Here is a 25,290-nt window from a genome sequence, read left to right as displayed (position 1 = left end):
TAGTAAGGTGTTCCAATAGAAGAAAGGTAGGCTCATTATGAGAAAAATTATAGTAGGTTCGAGAAGAAGTAAGTTAGCTTTAACACAAACAAACTGGTTCATCAACGAACTAAAAAATGCAGGAGTTCCTTTTGAATTTGAGGTTAAAGAAATTGTGACAAAAGGGGACCGTATTTTAGACGTTCAATTATCCAAAGTCGGTGGTAAAGGCTTATTTGTAAAAGAGATTGAGCAAGCTCTTTACGACAAAGAAATAGATTTTGCAGTACATTCCATGAAAGATATGCCAGCTGTATTACCAGAAGGATTAGTCATCGGCTGTATTCCTCCTCGTGAAGATGCCAGAGATGCTTTTATATCGAATGGACATGTTAAATTTGCAGACCTTCCTAAAGGAGCTGTTGTAGGGACAAGCTCACTGCGCCGAGGTGCACAGCTATTACAAGCGAGACCAGACTTAGAAATTAAATGGATTCGTGGAAACGTAGAAACACGATTAGCTAAACTAGAAAATGAAGGATTTGATGCGATTATTTTAGCTGCTGCAGGACTTAAGCGTCTTGGCTGGAATGATGATGTTGTAACTGAATATTTAGATATAGATATTTGCTTACCAGCTGTTGCACAAGGCACACTAGGTATCGAGTGCCGTGCAGAGGACAAAGAGCTTTTGGCGGAATTAGCAAAAATAACGGATCCAATCACTTGGAATGAAGCTCATACAGAACGAGCATTTTTAGCTGCAATGGATGGTGGCTGCCAAGTACCGATTGCAGGGTATGCAACAACTGAAGGAGACTCAATCACTTTCACAGGATTAGTAGCAGCCCCTGATTCATCTGTGATTTTTAAAGAAACATTAACAGGAACAAATCCAGAGGAACTAGGTAAAGAAGTAGCAAAAATTATAACAGAGCAAGGGGCCTATGATTTAATTCAAAAAGTAAAGGCTGAGCTAGATGCTTAATCCACTTAGTGGGAAAACAGTTGTTGTCACAGGCTCTTCTAAAACAACGACTGTCCTTTTTGAAATCGAAGCATTAGGCGCGGAAGCTTATTCCTATCCACTTATCGAAACGGCTGAAATAATTGAACAAGATGATCAGGTGAAATTAGAGCAAGCGAAAAATTTTGATTGGTTAATCTTTACGAGTCAAAATGCTGTTGAAGCCTTTTGCACAAAAATCAAGCGTCATCAGTTGAATACTTCCCACTTTAATGGGAAAATTGCCGCAGTGGGTTCTAAGACAGCTGAATTACTGAAGAGCTATCATTTCGATGTAAGCTTTACTCCAACTGTTTTCAGTGCCGATGTATTTGTAAATGAGTTTCCGAAAATAGCGGGGAATAATCCAAGCTGTATGTTCTTAAGAGGAAGTAAAGCTAAAGACACATTACGAGTTGGGCTACCGTTCGAACTAGTTGAATGGACTGTATATGAAACACAAGATAATTTATCTGCGATTGAGCCGTTCATTCAGTTAGTTAAATCTAGAAACCAACCTATTATTATTTTTGCAAGTCCATCTGCTGTGGATGTCTTTGCATTGCATATTGCTCCTGTTATTGGATGGGGAAAAGCTAAATATGCAAGTATTGGTCATATTACAGCAGCGAGAATTGAGTATTATGGAGCTCAAGTTACATATAAGCCTGCTGACTATACAATGTTGGCAGTTATAGAGGAAATTCGAATGAGAGAGGAAAATAGACATGACAGAACTTAATTTCAGAAGACATCGCCGTCTTCGTTCATCACAAGCTATGCGATCAATGATTAAAGAAACTTATTTGCACAAAGAAGACTTAATCTATCCGATTTTTGTAATGGAAGGCGAAAACATTAAAAATCCAGTAAGTTCTATGCCTGGTGTTTTCCAATTTTCTTTAGATACTTTAAATGCTGAAGTAGATGAAGTAGTAGAGTTAGGAATTCCTGCAGTGATTGTATTCGGTTTGCCGGCTGAAAAGGATGCAGTTGGTACTGGTGCTTTCCATGACCATGGAATCGTTCAAGAAGCTACTCGTCAAATTAAAGAGCGTCATCCAGAGTTAATCGTGATTGCAGATACATGTCTATGTGAATTCACGGATCATGGCCACTGTGGAGTTGTAGAAGGAGAGAAAATCTTAAATGATGCTTCTCTTGATGTATTAGGTCGAACTGCCGTTTCTCAAGCTAAAGCAGGTGCAGATATTATTGCACCATCTAACATGATGGATGGTTTCGTTTCAGCAATTCGAGTTGCATTAGATGAAGCTGGTTTTGAAGATGTTCCGATTATGTCTTATGCTGTAAAATATGCTTCTGCTTACTACGGTCCATTCCGTGAAGCAGCAGATGGTGCCCCTCAATTTGGTGATCGTAAAACGTATCAAATGGACCCAGCTAATCGATTAGAAGCATTCCGTGAAGCGGAGTCTGATATTGAAGAAGGTGCAGATTTCTTAATTATCAAGCCGGCATTATCATACTTAGATATCATTCGAGATGTTCGAAATAACTACACATTACCAATCGTTGCTTATAACGTATCTGGAGAGTATGCTATGATCAAAGCGGCTGCACAAAATGGTTGGATCGAAGAAAAACCAGTTGTAATGGAAACTTTACTAGGTATGAAGCGAGCTGGAGCCGACATGATTCTAACTTATCATGCAAAAGATGTTGCTCGCTGGTTGGAGGGTAAATAATTATGTCATATGAAAAATCTATTCAAGCTTTCTCAGAAGCTGTAAATCTAATGCCTGGTGGGGTAAACAGTCCAGTTCGTGCATTTAAATCTGTTAATACCGACCCAATCTTCATGGAATCAGGTAAGGGAGCCATTATTAAAGATATCGATGGCAATGAATACATTGACTACGTACTAAGCTGGGGACCTCTTATTTTGGGTCACTCACATCCGGAAGTGGTAGCAGCAATTCAAGAACAAGTTCAAAAAGGGGCGTCATTTGGTGCACCAACTCTTTTGGAAACTAAATTAGCTCAAATCGTAATTGACCGTGTACCTTCAGTTGAAATGGTTCGTTTTGTTTCATCAGGAACAGAAGCTACAATGGCAGCATTACGTCTAGCACGCGGGTATACAGGAAGAGACATCATTTTAAAATTTGAAGGTTCTTACCATGGTCATGGTGATTCATTATTAATCAAGGCCGGTTCAGGTGTTGCTACTCTTGGTTTACCAGACAGCCCTGGGGTACCAGCTGATATTGCCAAAAACACATTGACTGTTGCTTATAATGATTTAGAAGCCGTACAAGTTGTATTTGAAAAATTTGGTCAGCAAATTGCCGGAGTAATTGTTGAACCAGTTGCAGGGAACATGGGTGTTGTTCCTCCAAAACCAGGCTTTTTAGAAGGATTACGTAAAGTAACAGAAGAAAACGGTGCACTTCTTATTTTTGACGAAGTAATGACTGGCTTCCGTGTAGATTACAATTGTGCTCAAGGCTACTTTGGCGTAAACCCTGATTTAACATGCTTAGGTAAAGTAGTAGGAGGCGGCCTTCCAGTAGGCGCATTCGCAGGGAAACGTGAGATTATGGAACATATTGCTCCAGCTGGTTCAGTTTATCAAGCAGGGACATTATCGGGTAATCCACTAGCTATGACAGCAGGTATTGAAACATTATCGCGTTTAACTCCTGAATCCTATGAGCATTTCAAAAAGCTTGGAGATCAATTAGAGGCTGGTATTCGTGAAGCTGCAACGAAATACAATATTCCACATACAGTTAACCGTGCTGGATCAATGATTGGTTTATTCTTAACAAACGAAGAAGTGGTAGACTTTGAATCTGCAAAAACATCCGATTTAGCCATGTTTGCTGAATACTTTAAGTTAATGGCTGAAGAAGGAATCTATCTACCACCTTCACAATTTGAAGGATTATTTATCTCGACAGCACATACTGAAGAGCATATTGCCAAAACAGTTCAAGCATTCCACAATGTATTCGCTAAACTAGCAAAATAAACTATTTACTAGTAGAACACCTTTTCTAAAATGGAAAGGTGTTTTTTTTGCAATCTACATCGAATTTCTTATCTAAAATGAATATGTATTTCTAAGGCTTTCTCGATTGGTCTGTAATGGCGTTTCAAATAACTAAAATGCTTCTTAAAAGTGATATTTCATGTGTACATAAGCATACTTATAATCTTCTAGCATATGGTAGTTACGGGAGGGATGCCAGATGCAAAAAATTAATTGGGATATGATGACACAATTTGTTTTTCCAGAACAGTTAGGTGTCGTAGAAGAAGTGGTTTCTGTAGATGTTAAACCAATTTGGCAGCAAATTGAAACTGAAGACTCTTTACGGTTAGTGGGTATCTATCATATTGCTGCGATAGCTCGTTTTAATCCAAATGAGCTACCAGAAACTAGCGATGGTACATTAATTGAAGAGCTTGAGTTTGAAGGGAATAATGGATACTTCGAGTATGCATTGCCCTTAGAGGTAGACCTGCCTCGTGATAAGGTTGCTTCTGATAGCTCGCCATTAGTAAGTATTAATGATGTTTCCCATTTTGTTTATGATGGCTCGAACTGCACGTTTAAATGGGATGTGGATTGTCAATTTGACGAGACGGTCGAAGGTGCGTTATTTCAATTTGAAGAGCAGTCCCCTGTAGAATTTCAACAAATTCCATTACCTGAAAAGCCGGTATTTCAAGAGACTCTACCTGTTTCTGAAGAAACTCCAAAAGTACCAGTTAATGAGCAGCCTGAACGACCTTTAATCGATGTTGCACCTTCATTTGAAGATTTTCTGCCAAAAGAAGAATCACCCTATACGGAAGAAATACAATTTGGCGGAACGGATGGCATTTTTCCAGAACAATCGATCATTCCTGAAGGACAACCACCGGAGGAAACAACTGAAGTAAATTTCAGTAACACTGATGAAGCCGAGGATTCATTGGGTATAGCTGATGACAGCCCGAGCTTGAAGGCTATACCAAGTGTTGATGTGAGTGATGGCACAATGATAGACGATAATGTTGAAATTAAAATGGAAGAACCAACTGCAGAAAAAATTGAAATAGAAAAAGTAGTGGAGGCTAAAAATCAATACTTCCCTACAGATGCGGATGATTTTTATAATGAGCTTACTGAATCCTACACACTATTGAATGTTTCAAATAAAAGCTACCGCGAGTAATGAGCTAGTTACTCCTATGCTATCTCGTTATAAATAGCAGATGAAACGCAATTTGAATGCATCAAAAATATTTAATCAAGCTGAAAAAATGTAGCCTCTGTAGTAGCAATAGCTCAATATCTTTTCTTTAAATTTTTTCTTCCTTTGATTAAAAATGTTGTCACTTGAAAACTGTTGGTGGTATATTATACTTTAAGAACAGTTATACTTTGTTTATGAAATGTCTCTCTGATAATATAAGAGCCAAGACGAAGCAAAGTACAAGTGAATAAGGATAGATGCGTTGAAGAGGAAGAGTAAAATGTTCTTGCTTGCTATAGAGAGGAAACGGTAGCTGAAAAGTTTCTGCTAGCAACATTTGAAGGTAGCCTTGGAGCAGCTTTTGTGAAATAGCAGTAGCAAAAGGCCGGGTAAAACCCGTTAGCTAATTGAGAGCCGAGATTTTGGTGGAAATTCGTAGATGTATGATGACACTAACTCGGAACTAAAGGTGGTACCGCGAATTCAAAACTCCTTCGTCCTTTTACTAGGGCGATAGGAGTTTTTTTATTTTTATTCTATTTCGCTACTTGCCAAACAACTATATAAGGAGGAGTCAATATGACAGAACAACAAAACCTATCTATGCCAACAAAATATGATCCGCAAAGTATTGAAACTGGACGCTATGAGTGGTGGCTACAGGGGAAATTTTTCGAAGCACAGCCTGAAAGCGGGAAGCAACCATATTCCATCGTAATTCCGCCTCCAAACGTTACAGGTAAATTACACTTAGGCCACGCATGGGATACAACATTACAAGATATTTTAATTCGTATGAAACGTATGCAGGGGTATGATGCTCTTTGGTTGCCAGGTATGGACCATGCGGGAATTGCGACACAAGCAAAAGTAGAGGAAAAATTACGTGCAGACGGAATTTCAAGATACGATCTTGGACGAGAAAAATTCCTTGAAAAAACTTGGGAATGGAAGGGTGAATATGCTAGCCATATCCGTGCACAATGGGCAAAGCTAGGTTTAGCATTAGACTATTCCCGTGAACGCTTTACTTTAGATGAAGGCTTATCTGATGCGGTCAAAGAAGTATTCGTAAAGTTATATGAAAAAGATTTAATTTACCGTGGTGAACGCATTATCAACTGGGACCCAGCAGCCAAAACCGCGTTATCAGACATCGAGGTTATCCATAAAGAAGTAGAGGGTGCTTTCTACCATATGGAGTATCCATTAGCAGATGGTTCAGGGAAATTACGTGTTGCCACAACCCGCCCAGAAACGATGCTTGGGGACTCTGGCGTTGCCGTACACCCGGAAGACGAACGTTACAAACATTTAATCGGGAAAACAGTAATTCTTCCAATCGTTGGTCGTGAAATTCCAATCGTTGCAGATACTTATGTTGACATGGAATTCGGAACTGGGGTTGTTAAAATGACGCCTGCTCATGATCCTAACGACTTTGAGGTTGGTAACCGCCATAACTTGGAACGTATTCTTGTTATGAATGAAGATGGAACTATGAATGATCTTGCTGGGAAATATGCTGGTATGGATCGCTTTGAATGCCGTAAACAAATTGTCGCAGACATGCAAGAAGCAGGCGTTTTAGTTGAAATTGAACCACATGTTCACCAAGTTGGTCATTCAGAACGATCAGGTGCTGTAGTTGAACCTTACCTTTCAGCACAATGGTTTGTTAAGATGGGTCCTCTTGCCGAAGAAGCACTAGCCATGCAAACACAAGAAGACGAAAAAGTAAATTTTGTACCAAATCGTTTTGAAAACACGTATAACCGTTGGATGGAAAATATCCATGACTGGTGTATTTCTCGTCAATTATGGTGGGGTCACCAAATTCCTGCTTGGTATCATAACGAAACTGGTGAAATCTATGTAGGAAAAGATGCACCTAGTGACGCAAGCAACTGGACACAAGATGAAGATGTATTAGATACTTGGTTTTCTTCAGCTTTATGGCCGTTTTCAACAATGGGCTGGCCAGATCTTGAGAATGAAGAATTTAAACGTTATTATCCAACAAGCACATTAGTAACTGGTTACGATATTATCTTCTTCTGGGTATCTCGCATGATTTTCCAAGGAAAAGAATTTACTGGCGAACGTCCATTTAAAGATGTATTAATTCACGGTTTAGTTCGTGACGGTGAAGGACGCAAAATGAGCAAATCCCTTGGTAATGGTGTTGACCCTATGGATGTAATTGACCAATTTGGTGCAGATGCACTTCGTTACTTCTTAGCAACAGGTTCATCACCTGGTCAAGATTTACGTTACACTACTGAAAAAGTAGAGTCCGTGTGGAACTTTGCCAATAAAATCTGGAATGCTTCACGTTTTGCCCTTATGAATATGGAAGGATTGAAATTTGAAGAAATCGATTTAACTAGTGATTTAAATGTTGCAGATAAATGGATTCTAACTCGTTTGAATGAAACAATTGAGCGTGTAACAGCTTTATCAGATAAATATGAGTTCGGTGAAGTTGGCCGTGAACTTTATAACTTTATCTGGGATGACTTCTGTTCTTGGTATATTGAAATGGCGAAACTTCCTTTATACAGTGAAGATGAAATTGCTAAGAAAACAACTCGCTCTGTATTGGCATATGTTTTAGATAACACAATGCGATTACTTCACCCAATGATGCCATTCATTACTGAAGAAATCTGGCAACACCTTCCTCATGAAGGGGACTCGATTACCGTTGCGGCATGGCCAACTGTCAAAGAAGAATTCAACTTTACACAAGATGCAGAAAGCATGAAGCTTTTAACAGAGATCATCCGCTCTGTACGTAATATCCGTGCGGAAGTAAATACGCCGATGAGTAAGAAGGTGCCGTTAACAATTTCGGCGAACGATGAAGCAATTGCCAGCATTTTAGAAACTAACAAAGCCTACATCGAAAAATTTTGTAACCCAGAAAACCTCACGATCGGTGTAGCGATGGAAGCACCTGCTCAATCGATGACAGCGGTTGTAACAGGGGCAGAAATTTACTTACCACTTGCAGGTTTAATTAATCTAGAAGAAGAAATTTCTCGTTTGGAAAAAGAACTTGAAAAGTGGGCAAAAGAAGTAAAGCTTGTGAATGGTAAACTTTCAAACGAAAAATTTGTTTCGAAAGCACCTGAAAGTTTAGTTGCTAAAGAACGTGAAAAACTAGCGGAGTATCAAGAGAAACACGAAGCAGTTGAAAAACGCTTAGCAGAACTGAACAATATGTAATCCACTTAATTGATGTCCTAGGTTCTTGTGCAACAGACTGTAGACCTGCTCGAAATTGCGAGTAGGTTCTACAGTCTTTTTTCTTTTGAGGATAGATAAATCAATACTAGAAAGTTGCTAAACACTAAATTACGATTTTTCTTGGTAGATCTACTTAGATTTAGTTCAAGTTTTCATGGAGGCTTTGTAAAATAATAAATCCATTCTAGTTTTGTTATTTTACAAATGCTAGAGAGTATGCGAAAGTTTTATTATATAAATTATAAATGCTTAGGAGAAATAGACATGTTTCATTCGATTGATGAATGTACCGAATTTATTTTTAACTTAAGGGCAAGTACATATAAAGGCGAGCCACTTGAAGCAGTACGAAAAATATTATTGGAATTGGACAACCCTCATGAAAAAGTCAAATTTATTCATTTTGCTGGTTCAAATGGGAAGGGTTCCACGTTGAATGCCACGCGTGAAATTCTAATGCAGCATGGTCTGCGTGTTGGGGCCTTTATCTCTCCTCATTTAGAGCGGGTCAATGAACGAATAACAATTAATCACCAACAGATCACAGATGCACATTTTTTAAGCTGTGCTAACAGGGTAGATGACGTCATTCAAAATCAATTGGATGGACAATATCCAAGCTTTTTTGAAATTATGACAGTGATTGCGTGCTTATATTTTGCGAATGCGAATATCGATATCGCCTTAATGGAAACGGGAATTGGTGGACGAATCGACTCTACGAATGTTATTACACCTGCTGTTTCAGTGATTACAACAATATCGCTGGAACATATAGAGATTTTAGGAGACACGATTGAAAAAATAGCTATCGAAAAAGCAGGAATCATAAAAAAAGAAAAACCAGTAGTGGTGGGAGTTAAACAATTAGAAGCAAAGAAAGTAATTTATCAAAAAGCAACTGAATGTCAATCAGAGTGCTACTTCTTAAATGAAGAGATTGAGATAGAAAGTTTAAAGAAAGGATCCCCTCAGTATTTCAATTTCTCTTTTGGGAATTATCAAATGAAAGAAATTCCCTTAGCAATGCAAGGAGAACATCAAATCAACAATGCTGCACTTGCTATTGCAGCTTCATTATTATTTGATATGTCCATACAAGAAGCGACTATCAAAAAAGCATTACAAAAGGCAAAGTGGGAAGGGCGTTTTGAGAATGTGAGTGAACGGATTATACTGGATGGTGCCCATAATTCGGAAGGGACGATTAGCTTAATTCATACTTTGAAGGAAGTATATCCAACTAAAAAATATAAATTTATTTATGCTGCGCTCCAAGATAAAGACCATGAGCTAAGTATACAATTGATGGATGAAGTTGCAGCTTCGATGAGCTTTACTCAAATTAATTTGCCAAGAGCGACGAAAGCAGATGTACTAGCATCCAAATCAAAGCATCCCACTATACATATCAATGACAATTGGCAGCAGTTGATCGAAAATGAAATGAAATCCTTGCAGTCAGATGAATTATTAATCATCACAGGCTCTTTATATTTCATTGCAGAAGTGCGCAAAAAACTAGTAGAAAAGGTAGATAAGTATGATTCCTAGATTAGATGATTATAAGAAAAAGTGGGCAGTTGAAAGTGATGTATCGATAAAACCAGGTCTGGGTGCCATGAAGGAAGCACTTCAATTGTTACAGAACCCTGAAAAAAATTGTTCTTTCGTGCATGTTGCCGGGACAAATGGAAAGGGTTCAACAATTGCATTTCTAGAACAATTAGCGAGAAAGCACGGTTTAATTGTAGGGAAATTTATGTCTCCATGTATAGTCGATGTCCATGATCAGCTACAAATTAATAGGAACCCAATCTCGGAACAAGAAATGGATGGGCTTTTTATACAGCTAAAAGAAGCGGGTCTAAGCGGAAAATTAACGGATTTCGAGTTATTAACTTGTGCTGCTTTTCTTTATTTTTCTCAGCAAGAGGTTGATCTAGTGTTATTGGAAACTGGCATGGGGGGGCGTGAGGACAGTACAAATGTGATTACCCCGGTTGTTTCCGTCATCACAAGTATTGCTCTGGAGCATACAAAATTTCTGGGCCCAACAATTCAGAGTATTGCCAAGCACAAAGCAGGAATTATTAAACAGGATATCCCCGTCGTTGTGGGGAGATTACCGATAGATGCATACACTGTAATTGAAAATGAAGTCTATGACAAACAAGCAGATTTAATTTCACTTGGAAATCAATTTGAAGTCTCAATTGAAAATACATATGATCTGTATACAAACGATGAAAAAGGGTTGGTAATAAATAACTTATCTCGAATATTACCGGGAAGTCACCAAGCTGATAATATGGCTATAGCAATCACTGCATTTTTTGAAATAGCCGAGTACTTTAAACTAGAAATTGATGTAGACAAAATTCGAAATGCTGTTCTTGCAGCAAGTTTACCTGGGCGTTTTGAAGAAGTTTTACCGAATGTTTATTTTGATGGTGCGCATAACCCTGCAAGTGCGGAGAAACTTGTTCAAACCATTAAGCAACAGTTTCCAGACGAGCGGATTCGATTTGTCGTGGGAGTATTAGCCGACAAGGATGTAAAGTCAGTTCTTCAGCAATTGGAGCAAGTAAGTGATGAATTTTACTTTGTTGACTTTGAAAATAAGCGAGCCATGACTTCAAAAGAAATGCTTGCACTATCAACAGCCTCACAAGCAACAGTGTTGAAGGATTATACTGCATTTCTTAAAACAGCAAGTTCAAAATCCGGTAAGACCTTTGTAACAGGCTCACTATATTTACTAACCGAGATGAGAGAGCGATTATTATTAAAATAATAATTTTGAAAAGTATTTGATTTAAATATTCACCATTTGTAAATAGTATGAATAGGTGATGTTGAAACGAATCGATTAATGGCGTTTTTTGCGAAATATTTTTTAAGTGAGACGACAACTGTCTCGCTTTTTTTTAATCTAGATTTGTTACCGTTAAAATATGAGGTGATGCATATGAAATTTCCAAATGTAATAGGAAGACGAGAATTGAGAAATGCAGCAGTGATTGGTTCTATAGCGGGCCTCGCTGGTGTAGTATTTTTTGTGCTTTTGCTCAGTTCTATGAATTCATCAACAAACCAAGAGCAGCAGCAAGCAAGTTCAGGGGAAGGTGAAGAAGAAGTGATCCCCGTACAATCATCCAATGATGGAACGAATGAAGTAGTGGAAGATAGTTCCTCAGTAGAATTTTACGCGAATCAATATGGAGTTTTTACGAGTGAAGAATCTGCATTGGATTTTATCTCGGAAAATCCTGTTTTAAATACAAGTGCAACTGTAGAAGTAGATGGAAAATACCATGTGTGGTCTGCAGTTACACCGATTAGAGAAGAACTCATCTTATCAGAAGACCCAACTTCTTTTGCAAAGACCTTTAAATTATCAGCATCAGCTTGCACTGAAGAAACGTTAAAAGGACTGCCTACAGTTTTAGAAAACAATGACCCCTCAAAATTTTATTTTCAAGATGGTAACGTCCCAGATAATATTCCACAGGATTGGCAAGCCATCACTTCAGCATTATCAAGCTTTTCACAGGATTTAGGTACAGCTCGTTTGCATCTGATTGCTCATTATTTTGAAAAAAATGATTGTATGAAAATTGAATTTTAAACAAGTAAAAAAAGTGAAAAATTAGATTTGAAAATGGAGTAGGATTTTTCAAATTTCCATTCCTCGGCTATCATTAGAATAGGAGGAATGGAAATGAATTTTAAAACGAATCAGCATCTTGTTTTAGCATCTGCATCACCTAGAAGAAAGGAACTCTTTTCAAAATTAGGTGTTCCCTTTGAAGTAATCGCAAGTGATGTAGAGGAAACGTCTGTACAAGCTAAAACAATGGATGAATATGTACAAGAAGTAGCGTTATTAAAAGCACGTGATGTAGCAACAAAAGGGAAGGGCAAAACAATCATTGGTGCAGATACTGTAGTTGTCTTTGAAGACACATTACTACATAAGCCAAAAGATAAAGAAGAAGCAATCTCACACTTAACTAGACTCTCAGAAAACGCTCATCAAGTAATGACTGCGGTTGTCATTATTCAACCGGATGGTAGAGAAGACGTATTTGTAGAGAAAACAAAAGTATTCTTTAAAAAATTAAAAAGAGAACTAATTGAAAGCTATATCGAGACTGGTGATCCATTTGACAAAGCAGGAGGCTATGGAATCCAAACAGATGGCGTTCTCTTTGTTGATCATATCGTTGGTGATTATAACAATGTCGTCGGATTACCATTAGCAAGCCTATTTGAAAAACTACTTGCCTTAAACATTCTAAAATTATAGGAAGTGATAAATGAATGACGATTGCCCCATTTCCCGAGCTTATGATACGTGATGTACATGTAGAGGATCGGCCAAGGGAGAGGTTAATTCGACAAGGAGCGCAAAGTTTATCAAACCAAGAATTAATAGCGATATTATTGCGGACAGGTACGAAGCAGGAGTCTGTGTTAACTCTTGCAAATCGTGTATTGAATTATTTCGAAAAATTACATGAACTGAAACACGCAACGATAGAAGAAATCATGTCGATTAAGGGAATTGGCGAGGCGAAGGCAGTGCAACTTTTAGCTGCTGTTGAGCTAGGTAGAAGATTATCTCAAAAACAAGTCGATGATCGGTTTACCATTCGTTCTCCGCAGGATGCTGCTACTTTTTTAATGCCTGAAATGTCTTCGCTTCAACAGGAACATTTTGTGGTTTTATTTTTAAATGTAAAAAACCAAGTAATGCATAAACAAACGATATTCATAGGAAGTTTAAATTCAAGTATTGTTCATCCGCGCGAAATCTTCCGTGAAGCGGTGAAGCGTTCTGCAGCATCGATTATCTGTTCACATAATCATCCAAGTGGCAATGCAACGCCGAGTCCAGAGGATATTGAAGTAACAAAACGTTTGCAAGAAGCGGGATATATTATAGGGATCGAATTAATTGATCATGTAATTATTGGTGACCATCAATACATTAGCCTAAAAGAAAAAGGATATATGTAACTTTCATAAAGAGTTTTTAGTCGAATGTCCGATTTGATGGATATTCGACTTTTTTGGGGGCAAATTAAAATAAAATCACATAACAAACAAATGACAACATTATTACAAAATGATGAAGTAAGAGCTCATAAATTGTAATTGTACGCGTATTATATTTCATTTTCATTTCAGCGAACCTATTTTTATATTTTTCGTCATTTCAATGGAGCACTTGTTACATGAATGTAAAAACTTACATAATTATTTTATTTGTTTCATGGGCAAAATCGAAATAAAATGAAAAATGTCGATTAGAAAATCGCAATTTTTCGCCATAATAGCGAAAATCGATGAATTTTCTTATGCGGATATCAGCAAAACATAAAATCACCTATCCGTGTAATAATGAATCATTAGAGAAATATGGTAGAACAGTACATGTGACACTATAAATTTTTGAGCTTTTCAGCTATAATAATTCTTATGATTTTAAGCGCTTTAATAGATTGCTTAAAAAAAGAAAGGGAGTACTAAATTTGTTTGGATTAGGAAATAAGGATGTCGGGATTGATCTTGGCACAGCGAATACATTAGTTTTCATTAAAGGAAAAGGGATTGTATTACGAGAACCTTCAGTAGTTGCTAAAAATACTAAAACTGGGGACATTGTTGCTGTTGGTAACGATGCAAAAAATATGATTGGCCGTACACCTGGGTCAATTGTTGCCATTAGACCGATGAAAGATGGTGTTATTGCTGACTTTGATATTACAACATCAATGATTCAGTATTATTTAAAACAAGCTCTAAAAAATTCAGGTTCAAACTGGAAAAAGCCGAATGTTATGATTTGTGTACCATATGGTATTACATCGGTAGAACAACGTGCCGTAATCGATGCTTCTAGACAAGCAGGTGCAAAAGAAGCCTTTACAATTGAAGAGCCATTCGCAGCGGCGATTGGGGCAGACTTACCTGTATGGGATCCAACTGGTTCAATGGTTGTTGATATCGGTGGTGGTACAACAGAGGTAGCGGTCATTTCGTTAGGTGGTATCGTAACAAGTGAATCGGTACGTATCGGGGGAGATGCAATGGACCAATCCATCATCAGCTATATCCGTAAAACGTATAACTTGACTATCGGTGAACGTACTGCAGAAAAAATCAAAATCGAAATCGGTACAGCCCGTGTAGATGATAGCAACGAAAAAATGGAAATCCGCGGACGTGATTTGCTAACTGGATTACCAAAAACTATTGAAATCACTGCTGAAGAAATTTCGGATTCTTTAAAAGAGGCAATTTCAGCAATTATAGATGGAGTGAAAAAAACATTAGAACAAACACCTCCAGAGCTTTCCGCGGACGTTATGGAAAGAGGCATTGTTCTAACTGGCGGTGGGGCACTTCTACGCAACCTAGACAAAGTCATCAGTGACGAAACAAACATGCCTGTATTTATCGCAGAAAATCCACTAGATTGTGTGGCTATTGGAACAGGTAAAGCATTAGACCATATCGATTTAGTTCGTTCTCAACAGATGAAAGGGTAAGGAGGATTCGCAATGCCACATTTTACGAACAAGAAATTAATACTGCTACTAGTTGGCACAATTTTCCTTGTGGCATTGATTAGCTTCTCTTTACGAGATCGACAAAACGCAAGCGTTCCGGAACAATTTATTAAAGACACAGTTGGCTTTGCTCAGTTCATTGTTGCAAAGCCAGCTAATTACATAACAGGTATTTTTAATGATATTAATTCTTTATTAAATACGTACGAAGAAAATAAACGTTTAAAAATGCGTTTGGAAGATTTTGCTGTACTTCAAGCAGAAGTTAATACATTGCAATCTGAAAATGAATCTTTAAAAGAACTGGTAGACAAAGAAGATAGTTTAAAAGATTTTGATCCGCTAAAAGCAACAGTCATTGCCCGAAATCCAGACCAATGGGAAGAAAAAATAATTCTAAACAGAGGCTCATCCCACGGTGTTCAACTCAATATGGCTGTCATGACAGCAAATGGCTTAATCGGTAAAATTAGTTTAGTGACACCATTTACTTCTGAAGTTGAGTTATTATACTCAAACAATCCAAATTATCGCGTATCTGCTATCGTTCAAGGAGAAAAATCGGATGTTTTTGGTTTAATAGAAGGATATGACGCTGAACGTAATGAATTAATATTAAAGAGAATCGATTCTAGCTTTAAAGTAGATGTGGGAGAGCAAGTAGTGACGTCAGGTTTAGGTGGAATCAATCCAAAAGGAATCCTAATTGGTGAAGTAACTGAAGTGACAACTGATGACTATGGCCTTACAAAAATGGCTTATGTAAAACCAGCTGCAAACTTCTCCATGCTAGAGGATGTGATTATTGCCAAAAGAACTGCAGTCTCAGTGGACGGTTCTGATGGTGCTGGTACTAATGGGGATTTAACAAATGGTACAAGTGAAACTACTGATACTACTGAAGGTGAAGAATAAATGATACGATTCTTAATCCCTTTTGTAGCAGTTGTTTTATTTTTGTTAGAGCCGGAGTTTGCATTGTTTTCACCAATCAGTTGGGGAGAGCAAACTCTAACGCTAGTACCTCGATTTGTTATACTCTATTTGATTTTTATCTCCATCTACTATAGTAAAAAAAGAGCGTGTTTGTATGGATTAATTTTTGGACTCTTGTATGATGTGTTTTACATTGATATTATTGGATTATATTCCTTTTTATATCCACTTGTTTGTTTTATTGCTGGGTCTACTGTAAAATTTATCCATCAACATTTAAGTGTTACAACAATCCTATCCGTAGTGCTAGTAGCTTTAATGGAAGTTTTTTTATATTATTTCTTTTATTTTATTCAGTTTACAACAATACCGGTAAGCGATTTTTTAAGCAACCGTTTACTGCCAACTATAATCGCAAACCTATTATTTCTAATAATGCTTGGTTGGGCATTTAAATATTTAATCAATGCGCGTGTGTTACAGCGTGCCCGAGATAATTCTTAAATTGATTTAGCGTGAGGTGTCGCTTTCTTATGAATAAACAGCTTGTCCATATTAAGGGGACTAAAGCGGGGTTGGTACTTCGGCTTGATGATCAGTGCGCCTACGCAGAACTGGTGGAAGAACTTGAACGCAAAGTTTCAGAAGGTGGAATCGATGGAAAAGTTGATGTACAACTGCATCTAGGAAATCGCTACCTACTGAGTGCACAACAAAATGAGCTCATCGCAATTGTACAAGGCCCAGGCAATATGCACGTTTCAAAAGTGCATAGTGATGTGATTACTATTGAAGAAAGTAATGAAAAAGTACTAACAGATCAGAGTGAAACCTTTATTGGGATTATTCGCTCTGGACAAATAGTTAAAACGGATGGAAATATTGTTGTTATTGGTGATGTAAATCCAAATGGAAAAATTGAAGCTGGTGGAAGCATTTATGTTCTTGGTAATTTAAAAGGAATTGCCCATGCAGGCGTAAATGGAAATAAAGAGGCTATAATCGTTGCGTCACATTTTGAACCTACCCACGTTTTAATTGACGACCAAATCGAAGTTATGTCCAATGAACAACCATTTGTCAAAGAAAATTCTGAACAAATCTTTGCATATATTAATAGAGATGGCATAATTTCATATGAACGAGTTCAAGAAGTAAGAAAAATACGTCCATTATTAAGTACGATTAAAGGAGGAAGCTAATGTGGGTGTAGCAATCGTAATAACTTCAGGTAAAGGCGGAGTAGGTAAGACAACAACAACTGCCAATCTGGGAACTGCATTGGCTCTTCAAGGGAAAAAAGTATGTTTAGTAGATACAGATATTGGCTTACGTAACTTAGACTTAGTGTTAGGCTTAGATAATCGAATTATATATGACCTAGTCGATGTCGTAGAAGGTCGCTGTAAGATCCATCAAGCGTTAGTAAAGGACAAACGTGTTGATGAAAAACTATTTTTATTGCCTGCTGCTCAAACAACGGATAAAAATGCCGTTACACCAGAGCAAATGAAGAGTTTAATAGACGAGTTAAAGCGTGAATATGATTATGTTTTAATTGACTGTCCTGCGGGTATTGAACAAGGTTATAAAAATGCAGTAGCAGGTGCTGATCGTGCTATTGTAGTAACAACTCCTGAAATTTCGGCTGTTCGAGATGCAGATCGTATTATCGGACTATTGGAGCAGGAAGCAATTGAACCGCCAAAATTAATTATTAACCGTATTCGTAAAGATTTAATGAAAAGTGGAGATTCATTGGATATAAATGAAATTACAACGCATTTATCAATTGATTTATTAGGAATCGTTATTGATAGTGAAGACGTAATCAGTTCATCTAACAAAGGTGAACCTATTGTCATGGATCCAAATAGTAAGGCTTCTTTAGGGTATCGTAATATTGCAAGAAGAATTCTGGGTGAATCAGTTCCATTAATGTCTATTGAAGACAATTCTAAAGGAATGTTCAAAAAGTTCATTTCTATTTTCTCGAAATAATAATTAAATTTTATAGCCTAAGACTGTAGAAAACTCGGAAGTGTTGAGTTGACTGCAGTCTTTTTTTGTTGAATTCTATATATGCCAAATACTTAAAGTAGGCGCTGGCTCTTAGAATGAGTTTACGGATTCAGTCCTTAATTGACCAAACGAAAAAGTGAAGTTTCTGACCCGAATAGGTAAAATCCGGTGGAAGCGTCCGACAAGGAACAATCGCAGCAACTACTTAAAGGATTAGATTTATTTTCCTTTTGCATTCGACGTAATTGGACAGTATCTTTTCATTTCCACTAGAATCCTATTTTCATATTTTTCATATACTATAAAAAAAGAGAATGGATGAGGTAGTGAACAAGAAATGGAAATGGATAGCGGCTATTGTTCTCTGCGGGGTCGTCATATTGGGTATTCGTTTGCAAGAGAGGGGGCAATTAGCGGTAGATGTGAAAAAAATTGTTTATAGCTCTGAAGACTTAACCATTATGCGGAATGTGCTACGAGAAGTATTCGGCCAAGAAGAAGATGAGAAGATTACGGTATCATCAGAAAGTGTAAACAAAGAGCTTTTATCGTTTGTATCAGTAAAACCGTTTGACCAAGGGTACCTGCTAACATTCGAAGAAGCAATCCCGATTCTTGCGATTGAAAATGGACTTGTTGTCTATACAGGTCATACAAAAAATACAGGCAAGACAATTTCCGTATTTTATGAAGATGATACTACTGTTACTTACGGTAATGTGGATTCGTTTTCATTATTGCCATATACATCGATTGAACGAGGAGGTACGCTTGCGAATAAGGAACCTGGGGATCTATATATAAAAATAGAAGAAGGCGGAAAAGTGTTAACCCTAGAGGAGACTTTAGAATGGATGAAAGAGCATACGCAATCATGATGCGTATGACCATTCATCCATTATTTTTGCCGATTCTGTTTACTATTGTTTTATATGGTAATGTATCTTATTATGCACTTATTTTATCTTCCTTAATTATTCATGAAGTGGGACATATCGTAGCGGCTTTGCTTTGTAAAGTGAAGGTCGAACGCTGTGTGATAATGCCATATGGGGGGGAAATTGAACTAAAAGGCGGTAATTCGATAGATCCGAAAAAGCAGCTGATTATTGCACTTGGTGGACCGATTGCGACTCTTTGTTGTATTGCAGCGATTCCTTTACTTGACCCGCTTTTAGCAGACCCCTTATTGAAAATTCAGATTGTCTTGCTTGGAATTAATCTTATCCCGATATGGCCATTAGATGGTGGGCGTATTATTATGGCACTTATTCATATTTTTTACCCTCGTATTCGGGTGGTTGAATACTATTTAACGATTTCACTTATATTAATTATGATTACTGTATTTATCACGTTTATTTTATTGCCAAAAACTTTATTTTTACTCGTTTTGAGTATCTTTTTATTTATACAAATTGTGAATGCGTGGAGATTTAGAAAATACCGTTTTGCATTTGAGAAACATGTAATTAAACGGTTGACTTAAAAGTCTGTCCTATGATAGTATTGTAATGTTATTGTTTGTAGCACCCGTGCTACAACCGCTCTGGGAAGGTCTTAAGTATCGAATAGATCACCTTTCAATACAGGCGAGTCTGAGTCTAAGAGGAGGTGCATTTTAATGTACGCAATTATCGAAACTGGTGGAAAACAAATCAAAGTAGAAGCTGGACAAGAGATCTATGTTGAAAAACTAGGTGTTGAAGCTGACGAAGTAGTTACTTTTGATAAAGTTTTATTCGTAGGTGGAGAAACAGTTAAAGTTGGAGCTCCAACTGTTGCAGGTGCTACTGTTACAGCGAAAGTTGTAAAAGAAGGACGCGCAAAAAAAATTACTGTATTCAAATACAAAGCGAAGAAAAACTACCGTCGTAAACAAGGTCATCGTCAACCTTACACGAAATTAGTTGTTGAAACAATCAACGCTTAAGAGTCGAGGTGAATGAAATGATAACTGTTACAATTCATCACGATGAAAATAGACATGTTTCTGCATTCGAATTTTCTGGTCATGCTGAGTATGATCAAACAGGTAAGGATTTAGTATGCGCAGGTGCATCTACAATTGCCATTGGCACTGTAAATGCCATTTATGCATTATTACAAATCGAACCTAAAATCGACCAGGCAACAGAAGGTGGAGGCTACCTTCGCGTAGATCTTCCTACCGATATTGACGCAGAAGTCGATGCAAAATTACAACTTATTGTCCAAGTTATGACTGCTCAAGTGTACTCGATGGTCCAAACTTACGGACAATATATTAAAATCAACTACAACCAAGTAGCCTAGTAGGAGGTGGAACGACATGAAATTATTACTTTCTTTAGACCTTCAATTTTTCGCTTCGAAAAAAGGGGTAGGTTCTACAAAGAACGGACGTGACTCTGAGTCAAAACGCCTTGGTGCTAAACGTGCTGATGGTCAATTCGTATCAGGTGGTTCAATTCTTTACCGTCAACGCGGTACAAAAATTTACCCAGGTACAAACGTAGGCCGTGGTGGAGATGACACACTTTACGCTAAAGTGGATGGTGTTGTTAAATTCGAACGTTTAGGTCGCGACAAGAAAAAAGTTAGTGTATACCCTGTAGCTCAAGAAGCTTAAAAGTATATATTATATCAGAAAAACACAACTCGACCTAAAATAGGTCGAGTTGATGTCTTTTCTTATGAGGATAGGCAACTTATACTTCTCTATCCGCCAAAAAGGACTGCTAGCCAGCAGTCCTTTTTCATGTATTAGAGTAATTATGTTCGTATAATTTCTTGTCTTAAATTAGAAGGTATCGAAAATTATCTATGAATGTCTGAAATTTTCTTATAGTATTACTACACGCTTTAGAGCAATGAAAGGCGAAAAATAGAAAAACTTGTTATACTAATGAAGATATTGGTAGGATTTTTCTATTACGTTTGGAGGACTAATATGAAAACTTCAACACTTTCGGTTATTGATGTTTTAAAATTTGCTAATCATGATTATATGAATCAACTTCAATTACTAAAAATGAACTTAGATCTAGGTAGGGTCCAAGAAGCAAAATCAATTATTGAAAAATTTTCAGAGCAGAGTAAAACTTTTTCAAATATCAATAAATTAAAATTACCTAAAACGGTGGAATGGTTACAGACTATGCAGTGGAGATATCAAGAATTTGAAACAACTTTGAATAGTAATGTAACTTTTCCAGTTGATTTGGAAAAAGATGAACTAATTGTAGAATACTTAGAAAAGACAGTTATTCATGTGTGTGATTCTCTGGATCCTTATACTGAACAGCTGCTAGATATCTCAATTGAATCAAATGAGAAAATTTTCACTTTGCTTTTTAGCTTAAAGGGGAAGTGGGAAGCACCATTATTCAATCAAGAAGAGAATAATAATTTTAAGGTTCAAACATATGAGCAAACTGCAAATGAGTGGAAGTATGCTTTGAGCGTAGAACAGGAGTGAATGTAATGTTTGTCGATCACGTCAAGATTTATGTGAAGGGTGGAGACGGTGGAGATGGTATGGTCGCCTTTCGCCGTGAAAAATACGTACCAAATGGTGGCCCTGCTGGTGGAGATGGAGGAAATGGAGGAAATGTCGTATTCCTGGTAGAAGAAGGACTACGAACTCTAATGGATTTCCGTTATCAACGCCACTTTAAGGCAGACCGTGGCGAACACGGGATGAGTAAAGGAATGCACGGAAGAAACTCCACTGACCTTGTAGTAAAAGTTCCACCAGGTACAGTCGTTATGAACGAAGAAACTGGAGCAGTCATTGCAGATTTAGTGGAACATGGTCAAACCGCAGTCATAGCACGTGGAGGACGCGGTGGACGTGGAAATAGTCGTTTTGCCACTCCTGCCAATCCGGCTCCCGAACTTGCAGAAAAAGGTGAGCCAGGACAGGAATTAAATGTTATATTAGAATTAAAAGTGTTAGCTGACGTAGGTTTAGTTGGCTTCCCTAGCGTAGGTAAATCAACTCTACTTTCTGTTGTTTCGGCAGCCAAACCTAAAATCGGAGCGTATCACTTCACAACAATTGTTCCAAATCTAGGTATGGTTGAAACAGAAGATGGACGAAGCTTTGCGATGGCAGATTTACCTGGACTGATTGAAGGGGCACATCAGGGCGTTGGATTAGGCATGCAATTCCTACGACATATTGAACGAACAAGAGTAATTGTCCATGTTATTGATATGTCTGGTATGGAAGGCCGTGATCCATATGAGGACTACGTAACAATCAATGAAGAACTGAAGCAATACAATTTGCGTTTGACTGAAAGACCACAAATTGTTGTAGCAAACAAAATGGATATGCCGGATGCAGAAGAAAACTTAAAAGAATTTAAAGAAAAAGTTGGAGATTCTGTTAAGGTTTATGCTGTTTCAGCAGTTTCACGCCAAGGTCTTAAGCCTGTATTGTTTGAAATCGCAGACTTGCTTGAAGTAACACCTCACTTTGAATTACATGAAGTGGTTGCCGAAGATAGTGATGCAACTGTACTATATAAGCATGAGAAAAAAGGTGAAGACTTCGAAATTACTCGTGATGATGACGGTGCTTATGTATTATCTGGCTATTCGATTGAACGTCTATTCAAAATGACTGATTTCAGTCGTGAAGATGGTATTAGACGATTTGCAAGACAATTACGCGGAATGGGTGTCGATGATGCTTTACGTGAACGTGGAGCAAAAGACGGAGATATCGTCCGCTTAATGGAATTCGAATTTGAATTTATAGAATAAATTATAGTTTTGAATCGCATGAGTTTTGGGGGGAGAGTATGAAAAACGTTGCTAATCAACGGTATTATTTAGTTCGAGAAGATGTGCTGACAGATGCAATGCAAAAAACATTAGAAGCCAAGCATCTATTACAAAGTGGAGCAGTTTCTTCAATCTGGGATGCGGTAAAAGAAGTGGATTTATCGCGAAGCGCATTTTATAAATATCGGGATGCTGTTTTTCCTTTCCACTCCATTGTACGTGAACGAATTTTAACGATTTTTATACAATTGCAAGATGAAAAAGGAACACTTGCAAGTTTACTGGAAATCATAAGTGTAGCGCAATGCAATATTTTAACGATCCATCAAACAATCCCAATTCAGGGAAGGGCAAATGTAACGTTATCTTTAGATGTTACGAGTATGGTATACGAACTAGACGAACTTATTCAACAATTGAAAAAACTGGAATTTGTTGAATCGGCTGAGGTAATCAGTTCAGGAGCACTTTAATTAAGTAAATAAAGAAAAGAAGAGAGCAGGATTTAATTATTGCTCTCTCTTTTTCAATATTAAAATGATTGAATAATGACACTTGTTAGATAATTAAGGGGGCAAAAAAAGTGAAAAATGAAGAGGTAAATCAACGAATAGCATATTTAGGACCCGAAGCTTCTTTTACATATTTGGCAACAGAGAGTCTATTCCCTAATGGATTACTTATGCCTTTTTCAACGATTCCTGAGTGTATAGAAGCAGTGTCCGAAGAAAAGGTGGACTTAGCAGTTGTCCCGCTTGAAAATACGATAGAAGGTACGGTACCTTTGACGATTGATTATTTGTATCACGAAGCCAATTTGTATATCGTTGCGGATTGTTTATCCAAGATTCAACAGCATTTAATGGTACATAAAAATCAAAAAGAAAATTGGCAAGAAATCGAAGAAATTTACTCTCACCCGCATGCTTTAGCACAATGTCATAAATATCTGTATTATCGTTTTAGTTCAGTTCCTTTGCAACGCTATTCCTCAACATCTGCTGCAGCTAAATTAGTATCTGAGAATCCAGATCGTTGTATTGCGGCGATCGGCAATATTTCCTCTGCTGAGAAGTATGATTTAGAAATTGTGCAAAGAAATATCCATGATTTTCAATTTAACCATACTCGATTTCTTGTATTATCAAAAAATAATACCCGCTTGCCTATAGAGAAATCATTAGGCCATGCAAAGACAACATTAATGATTACATTGCCTGTAAACGTATCGGGGGCATTGCATCAAGTACTTTCTGTTTTTGCTTGGAGAAAGCTCGATTTAAGCAAAATTGAATCAAGACCGTTGAAAACAGGATTAGGTGAGTATTTCTTCATTATGGACGTACATGCAGATGAAAATGAAGCAATGATGAAGGGTGCTATGGAAGAACTGGAGGCCCTTGGCTGTAATGTAAAATCTCTTGGTACGTATTATACATATCTAACACAAGAGTAATAGAGGTGAGTAAATGAACATAATTCTTTTTGATGGTGAGTGCCATTTCTGTGATGCTAGTGTTCAATTTATCATTAAGCGGGATCAAAACAAGTACTTTAAATTTGCTTCCATTCAAAGTGAAATTGGGCAAAAGTTGTTAGAAGAATTTAAAATCCCAAAAACTATAGATAGTATGATATACATTGAAGGGGATAAAAGCTATGTAAAATCCACAGCAGCATTAAGAATTTGTAAGAAGTTAGATCATCTGTGGAAGTTATTTTATCCATTCCTGATTATCCCAGTTTTCTTACGAGATGCTGTCTATGATCTTATTGCTAAAAATCGTCACAAGCTTGGAAAGAAAACTGAATGCAAAATTCCGACTAAAGAAGAATTAGAAAGATTTTTACATTAAAAAAAGTGGGCTACTTGCAAATCGAGTGCCCGCTTTTTTAGTATTATTCTTATCGTTCTTGCTACTCTTCTTCGATTAAGAATCCTTTTTCCCTTAGCATTTGTTCAGCTCGATCTAAAAGTTCTTTAGATGGGGCAGAAATCTCATGTAAATGTGTACCGTCTGTTAAGACAGATAAATAATTTGCTTTTGTTTCATTAACACGCTGAAGAAAACTCTTTACATCGTGTCGATTGGATAACATCATAGAAGCTGTAATTTCCCCGTAAACAGGATGGTCTATGATAACACTTTTTAATGTGACTCCACAGTCAACAATCGTTAACATTTCATCTTCTGCTTGCTCCGCTGTATGTAAACAGACAATTTTTCTTTCGAAAACTTCATGATTATCTTCACGCTTCAGAAACATATACCCCTGACTCGTTGCAACAATGGGCTCGTTTCGTGCTTTTAGTAAGTTCATATCATTGACAATCACCTGCCTGGAAACATTTGCATATTTTGCTAAATCTGTTCCAGTAATAGGCTCGTTTTTGGTTTTTAACATATGGAGCAATTCATGTCGACGATCTTCGCCTAACATTTTTTTCATTTTATTACCTCTTTCATATGGAATTTCATGTATATACATCACGCTATTATTCATAGTTTATCACGAGGAACCACAC

The 25,290-nt window shown here is 37.3% G+C and carries 27 protein-coding genes and 2 other annotated features; of the genes, 26 read left to right on the top strand and 1 reads right to left on the bottom strand.

Annotated features, from left to right (window positions below):
* Positions 1-37: 37 nt before the first annotated feature.
* The 26 genes from hemC to C1N55_RS12870 all read left to right on the top strand — a co-directional run bounded on the left by hemC (position 38) and on the right by C1N55_RS12870 (position 24,619).
* Positions 38-967, top strand: a complete 930-nt coding sequence (gene hemC, locus C1N55_RS12995; protein ID WP_137729226.1) for a hydroxymethylbilane synthase — start codon at positions 38-40, stop codon at positions 965-967.
* On the top strand, positions 960-1,727 hold the full coding sequence (locus C1N55_RS12990) for a uroporphyrinogen-III synthase (RefSeq protein WP_137729225.1): 768 nt from the start codon (positions 960-962) through the stop codon (positions 1,725-1,727). Before hemC ends, C1N55_RS12990 begins: the two co-directional genes overlap by 8 nt.
* Positions 1,714-2,694, top strand: a complete 981-nt coding sequence (gene hemB / locus C1N55_RS12985; protein WP_137729224.1) for a porphobilinogen synthase — start codon at positions 1,714-1,716, stop codon at positions 2,692-2,694. Before C1N55_RS12990 ends, hemB begins: the two co-directional genes overlap by 14 nt.
* 2 nt (positions 2,695-2,696) lie before the next feature.
* Positions 2,697-3,983, top strand: a complete 1,287-nt coding sequence (gene hemL / locus C1N55_RS12980; protein ID WP_137729223.1) for a glutamate-1-semialdehyde 2,1-aminomutase — start codon at positions 2,697-2,699, stop codon at positions 3,981-3,983.
* Positions 3,984-4,203: 220 nt separating this feature from the next.
* Positions 4,204-5,175 (top strand): hypothetical protein, encoded by a 972-nt coding sequence (locus C1N55_RS12975; protein ID WP_137729222.1) that lies wholly within the window; start codon positions 4,204-4,206, stop codon positions 5,173-5,175.
* A gap of 274 nt (positions 5,176-5,449) precedes the next feature.
* Positions 5,450-5,701, top strand: a binding site (T-box leader).
* Positions 5,702-5,775: 74 nt separating this feature from the next.
* Entirely contained in the window at positions 5,776-8,427 is a 2,652-nt protein-coding gene (locus C1N55_RS12970) for a valine--tRNA ligase (RefSeq protein ID WP_137729221.1), read from the top strand.
* A gap of 285 nt (positions 8,428-8,712) precedes the next feature.
* A complete protein-coding gene (locus C1N55_RS12965; protein WP_137729220.1) occupies positions 8,713-10,002 on the top strand; it encodes a bifunctional folylpolyglutamate synthase/dihydrofolate synthase in 1,290 nt (429 codons plus the stop codon).
* The gene (locus C1N55_RS12960) at positions 9,992-11,245 is read left to right on the top strand and encodes a bifunctional folylpolyglutamate synthase/dihydrofolate synthase (protein WP_137729219.1); all 1,254 of its coding nucleotides are present in this window, start codon (positions 9,992-9,994) and stop codon (positions 11,243-11,245) included. The genes C1N55_RS12965 and C1N55_RS12960 overlap by 11 nt, the downstream gene beginning before the upstream one ends.
* 174 nt (positions 11,246-11,419) lie before the next feature.
* Positions 11,420-12,079, top strand: a complete 660-nt coding sequence (locus C1N55_RS12955) for a hypothetical protein (protein ID WP_137729218.1) — start codon at positions 11,420-11,422, stop codon at positions 12,077-12,079.
* A 93-nt stretch (positions 12,080-12,172) separates the two neighbouring features.
* Positions 12,173-12,760, top strand: a complete 588-nt coding sequence (locus tag C1N55_RS12950; RefSeq protein ID WP_137729217.1) for a Maf family protein — start codon at positions 12,173-12,175, stop codon at positions 12,758-12,760.
* 14 nt (positions 12,761-12,774) lie between these two features.
* Positions 12,775-13,473, top strand: a complete 699-nt coding sequence (radC, locus tag C1N55_RS12945; protein WP_137729216.1) for a RadC family protein — start codon at positions 12,775-12,777, stop codon at positions 13,471-13,473.
* Between the two features lie 515 nt (positions 13,474-13,988).
* Positions 13,989-15,008, top strand: a complete 1,020-nt coding sequence (locus C1N55_RS12940; RefSeq protein ID WP_137729215.1) for a rod shape-determining protein — start codon at positions 13,989-13,991, stop codon at positions 15,006-15,008.
* Positions 15,009-15,020: 12 nt separating this feature from the next.
* Positions 15,021-15,944, top strand: a complete 924-nt coding sequence (gene mreC, locus C1N55_RS12935) for a rod shape-determining protein MreC (RefSeq protein ID WP_137729214.1) — start codon at positions 15,021-15,023, stop codon at positions 15,942-15,944.
* On the top strand, positions 15,945-16,469 hold the full coding sequence (gene mreD, locus C1N55_RS12930; protein ID WP_137729213.1) for a rod shape-determining protein MreD: 525 nt from the start codon (positions 15,945-15,947) through the stop codon (positions 16,467-16,469).
* A 29-nt stretch (positions 16,470-16,498) separates the two neighbouring features.
* Positions 16,499-17,167 carry a septum site-determining protein MinC gene (locus tag C1N55_RS12925; protein WP_137729212.1) on the top strand — a complete coding sequence of 223 codons (669 nt, stop codon included), beginning with the start codon at positions 16,499-16,501 and terminating at the stop codon, positions 17,165-17,167.
* A gap of 1 nt (position 17,168) precedes the next feature.
* Positions 17,169-17,966: a septum site-determining protein MinD gene (gene minD / locus C1N55_RS12920; protein WP_137729211.1), complete on the top strand. Its 798-nt coding sequence runs from the start codon at positions 17,169-17,171 to the stop codon at positions 17,964-17,966.
* Between the two features lie 347 nt (positions 17,967-18,313).
* A complete protein-coding gene (locus tag C1N55_RS12915) occupies positions 18,314-18,865 on the top strand; it encodes a M23 family metallopeptidase (RefSeq protein WP_168193855.1) in 552 nt (183 codons plus the stop codon).
* Complete coding sequence (locus C1N55_RS20795; RefSeq protein ID WP_240758292.1) at positions 18,838-19,476, top strand: site-2 protease family protein; 639 nt, start codon at positions 18,838-18,840, stop codon at positions 19,474-19,476. The genes C1N55_RS12915 and C1N55_RS20795 overlap by 28 nt, the downstream gene beginning before the upstream one ends.
* 43 nt (positions 19,477-19,519) lie before the next feature.
* Positions 19,520-19,597: a sequence feature (ribosomal protein L21 leader region), on the top strand.
* A 14-nt stretch (positions 19,598-19,611) separates the two neighbouring features.
* Positions 19,612-19,920, top strand: a complete 309-nt coding sequence (gene rplU / locus C1N55_RS12905) for a 50S ribosomal protein L21 (protein WP_036201725.1) — start codon at positions 19,612-19,614, stop codon at positions 19,918-19,920.
* A gap of 17 nt (positions 19,921-19,937) precedes the next feature.
* Positions 19,938-20,282 (top strand): ribosomal-processing cysteine protease Prp, encoded by a 345-nt coding sequence (locus C1N55_RS12900; RefSeq protein ID WP_107934609.1) that lies wholly within the window; start codon positions 19,938-19,940, stop codon positions 20,280-20,282.
* 16 nt (positions 20,283-20,298) lie between these two features.
* Positions 20,299-20,598 carry a 50S ribosomal protein L27 gene (gene rpmA, locus C1N55_RS12895; RefSeq protein WP_036201727.1) on the top strand — a complete coding sequence of 100 codons (300 nt, stop codon included), beginning with the start codon at positions 20,299-20,301 and terminating at the stop codon, positions 20,596-20,598.
* Between the two features lie 321 nt (positions 20,599-20,919).
* Complete coding sequence (locus C1N55_RS12890; RefSeq protein ID WP_137729209.1) at positions 20,920-21,447, top strand: Spo0B domain-containing protein; 528 nt, start codon at positions 20,920-20,922, stop codon at positions 21,445-21,447.
* A 5-nt stretch (positions 21,448-21,452) separates the two neighbouring features.
* A complete protein-coding gene (gene obgE / locus C1N55_RS12885) occupies positions 21,453-22,742 on the top strand; it encodes a GTPase ObgE (protein WP_137729208.1) in 1,290 nt (429 codons plus the stop codon).
* Positions 22,743-22,780: 38 nt separating this feature from the next.
* On the top strand, positions 22,781-23,236 hold the full coding sequence (locus tag C1N55_RS12880; RefSeq protein WP_137729207.1) for an ACT domain-containing protein: 456 nt from the start codon (positions 22,781-22,783) through the stop codon (positions 23,234-23,236).
* A 110-nt stretch (positions 23,237-23,346) separates the two neighbouring features.
* The gene (pheA, locus tag C1N55_RS12875; protein ID WP_137729206.1) at positions 23,347-24,219 is read left to right on the top strand and encodes a prephenate dehydratase; all 873 of its coding nucleotides are present in this window, start codon (positions 23,347-23,349) and stop codon (positions 24,217-24,219) included.
* 13 nt (positions 24,220-24,232) lie between these two features.
* Positions 24,233-24,619 (top strand): thiol-disulfide oxidoreductase DCC family protein, encoded by a 387-nt coding sequence (locus C1N55_RS12870; protein ID WP_137729205.1) that lies wholly within the window; start codon positions 24,233-24,235, stop codon positions 24,617-24,619.
* Positions 24,620-24,680: 61 nt separating this feature from the next.
* Here C1N55_RS12870 and C1N55_RS12865 read toward each other — a convergent pair whose 3' ends face one another.
* A complete protein-coding gene (locus C1N55_RS12865; protein WP_137729204.1) occupies positions 24,681-25,214 on the bottom strand; it encodes a transcription repressor NadR in 534 nt (177 codons plus the stop codon).
* Positions 25,215-25,290: the final 76 nt, after the last annotated feature.

The organism is Lysinibacillus sp. SGAir0095, assembly GCF_005491425.1.
Lineage (GTDB): Bacteria > Bacillota > Bacilli > Bacillales_A > Planococcaceae > Ureibacillus.
The sequence above is the reverse complement of the archived record's forward strand: the minus strand, read 5'-3'. Positions and strand labels throughout refer to the sequence as shown.

Bases quoted from the DNA above. Each gene is read 5' to 3' on its own strand.
- hemC (WP_137729226.1), top strand. From the start codon at position 38: ATGAGAAAAATTATAGTAGGTTCGAGAAGAAGTAAGTTAGCTTTAACA.
- C1N55_RS12990 (WP_137729225.1), top strand. From the start codon at position 960: ATGCTTAATCCACTTAGTGGGAAAACAGTTGTTGTCACAGGCTCTTCT.
- hemB (WP_137729224.1), top strand. From the start codon at position 1,714: ATGACAGAACTTAATTTCAGAAGACATCGCCGTCTTCGTTCATCACAA.
- hemL (WP_137729223.1), top strand. From the start codon at position 2,697: ATGTCATATGAAAAATCTATTCAAGCTTTCTCAGAAGCTGTAAATCTA.
- C1N55_RS12975 (WP_137729222.1), top strand. From the start codon at position 4,204: ATGCAAAAAATTAATTGGGATATGATGACACAATTTGTTTTTCCAGAA.
- C1N55_RS12970 (WP_137729221.1), top strand. From the start codon at position 5,776: ATGACAGAACAACAAAACCTATCTATGCCAACAAAATATGATCCGCAA.
- C1N55_RS12965 (WP_137729220.1), top strand. From the start codon at position 8,713: ATGTTTCATTCGATTGATGAATGTACCGAATTTATTTTTAACTTAAGG.
- C1N55_RS12960 (WP_137729219.1), top strand. From the start codon at position 9,992: ATGATTCCTAGATTAGATGATTATAAGAAAAAGTGGGCAGTTGAAAGT.
- C1N55_RS12955 (WP_137729218.1), top strand. From the start codon at position 11,420: ATGAAATTTCCAAATGTAATAGGAAGACGAGAATTGAGAAATGCAGCA.
- C1N55_RS12950 (WP_137729217.1), top strand. From the start codon at position 12,173: ATGAATTTTAAAACGAATCAGCATCTTGTTTTAGCATCTGCATCACCT.
- radC (WP_137729216.1), top strand. From the start codon at position 12,775: ATGACGATTGCCCCATTTCCCGAGCTTATGATACGTGATGTACATGTA.
- mreC (WP_137729214.1), top strand. From the start codon at position 15,021: ATGCCACATTTTACGAACAAGAAATTAATACTGCTACTAGTTGGCACA.
- mreD (WP_137729213.1), top strand. From the start codon at position 15,945: ATGATACGATTCTTAATCCCTTTTGTAGCAGTTGTTTTATTTTTGTTA.
- C1N55_RS12925 (WP_137729212.1), top strand. From the start codon at position 16,499: ATGAATAAACAGCTTGTCCATATTAAGGGGACTAAAGCGGGGTTGGTA.
- C1N55_RS20795 (WP_240758292.1), top strand. From the start codon at position 18,838: ATGGATGAAAGAGCATACGCAATCATGATGCGTATGACCATTCATCCA.
- rplU (WP_036201725.1), top strand. From the start codon at position 19,612: ATGTACGCAATTATCGAAACTGGTGGAAAACAAATCAAAGTAGAAGCT.
- C1N55_RS12900 (WP_107934609.1), top strand. From the start codon at position 19,938: ATGATAACTGTTACAATTCATCACGATGAAAATAGACATGTTTCTGCA.
- rpmA (WP_036201727.1), top strand. From the start codon at position 20,299: ATGAAATTATTACTTTCTTTAGACCTTCAATTTTTCGCTTCGAAAAAA.
- C1N55_RS12890 (WP_137729209.1), top strand. From the start codon at position 20,920: ATGAAAACTTCAACACTTTCGGTTATTGATGTTTTAAAATTTGCTAAT.
- obgE (WP_137729208.1), top strand. From the start codon at position 21,453: ATGTTTGTCGATCACGTCAAGATTTATGTGAAGGGTGGAGACGGTGGA.
- C1N55_RS12880 (WP_137729207.1), top strand. From the start codon at position 22,781: ATGAAAAACGTTGCTAATCAACGGTATTATTTAGTTCGAGAAGATGTG.
- C1N55_RS12870 (WP_137729205.1), top strand. From the start codon at position 24,233: ATGAACATAATTCTTTTTGATGGTGAGTGCCATTTCTGTGATGCTAGT.
- C1N55_RS12865 (WP_137729204.1), bottom strand. From the start codon at position 25,214: ATGAAAAAAATGTTAGGCGAAGATCGTCGACATGAATTGCTCCATATG.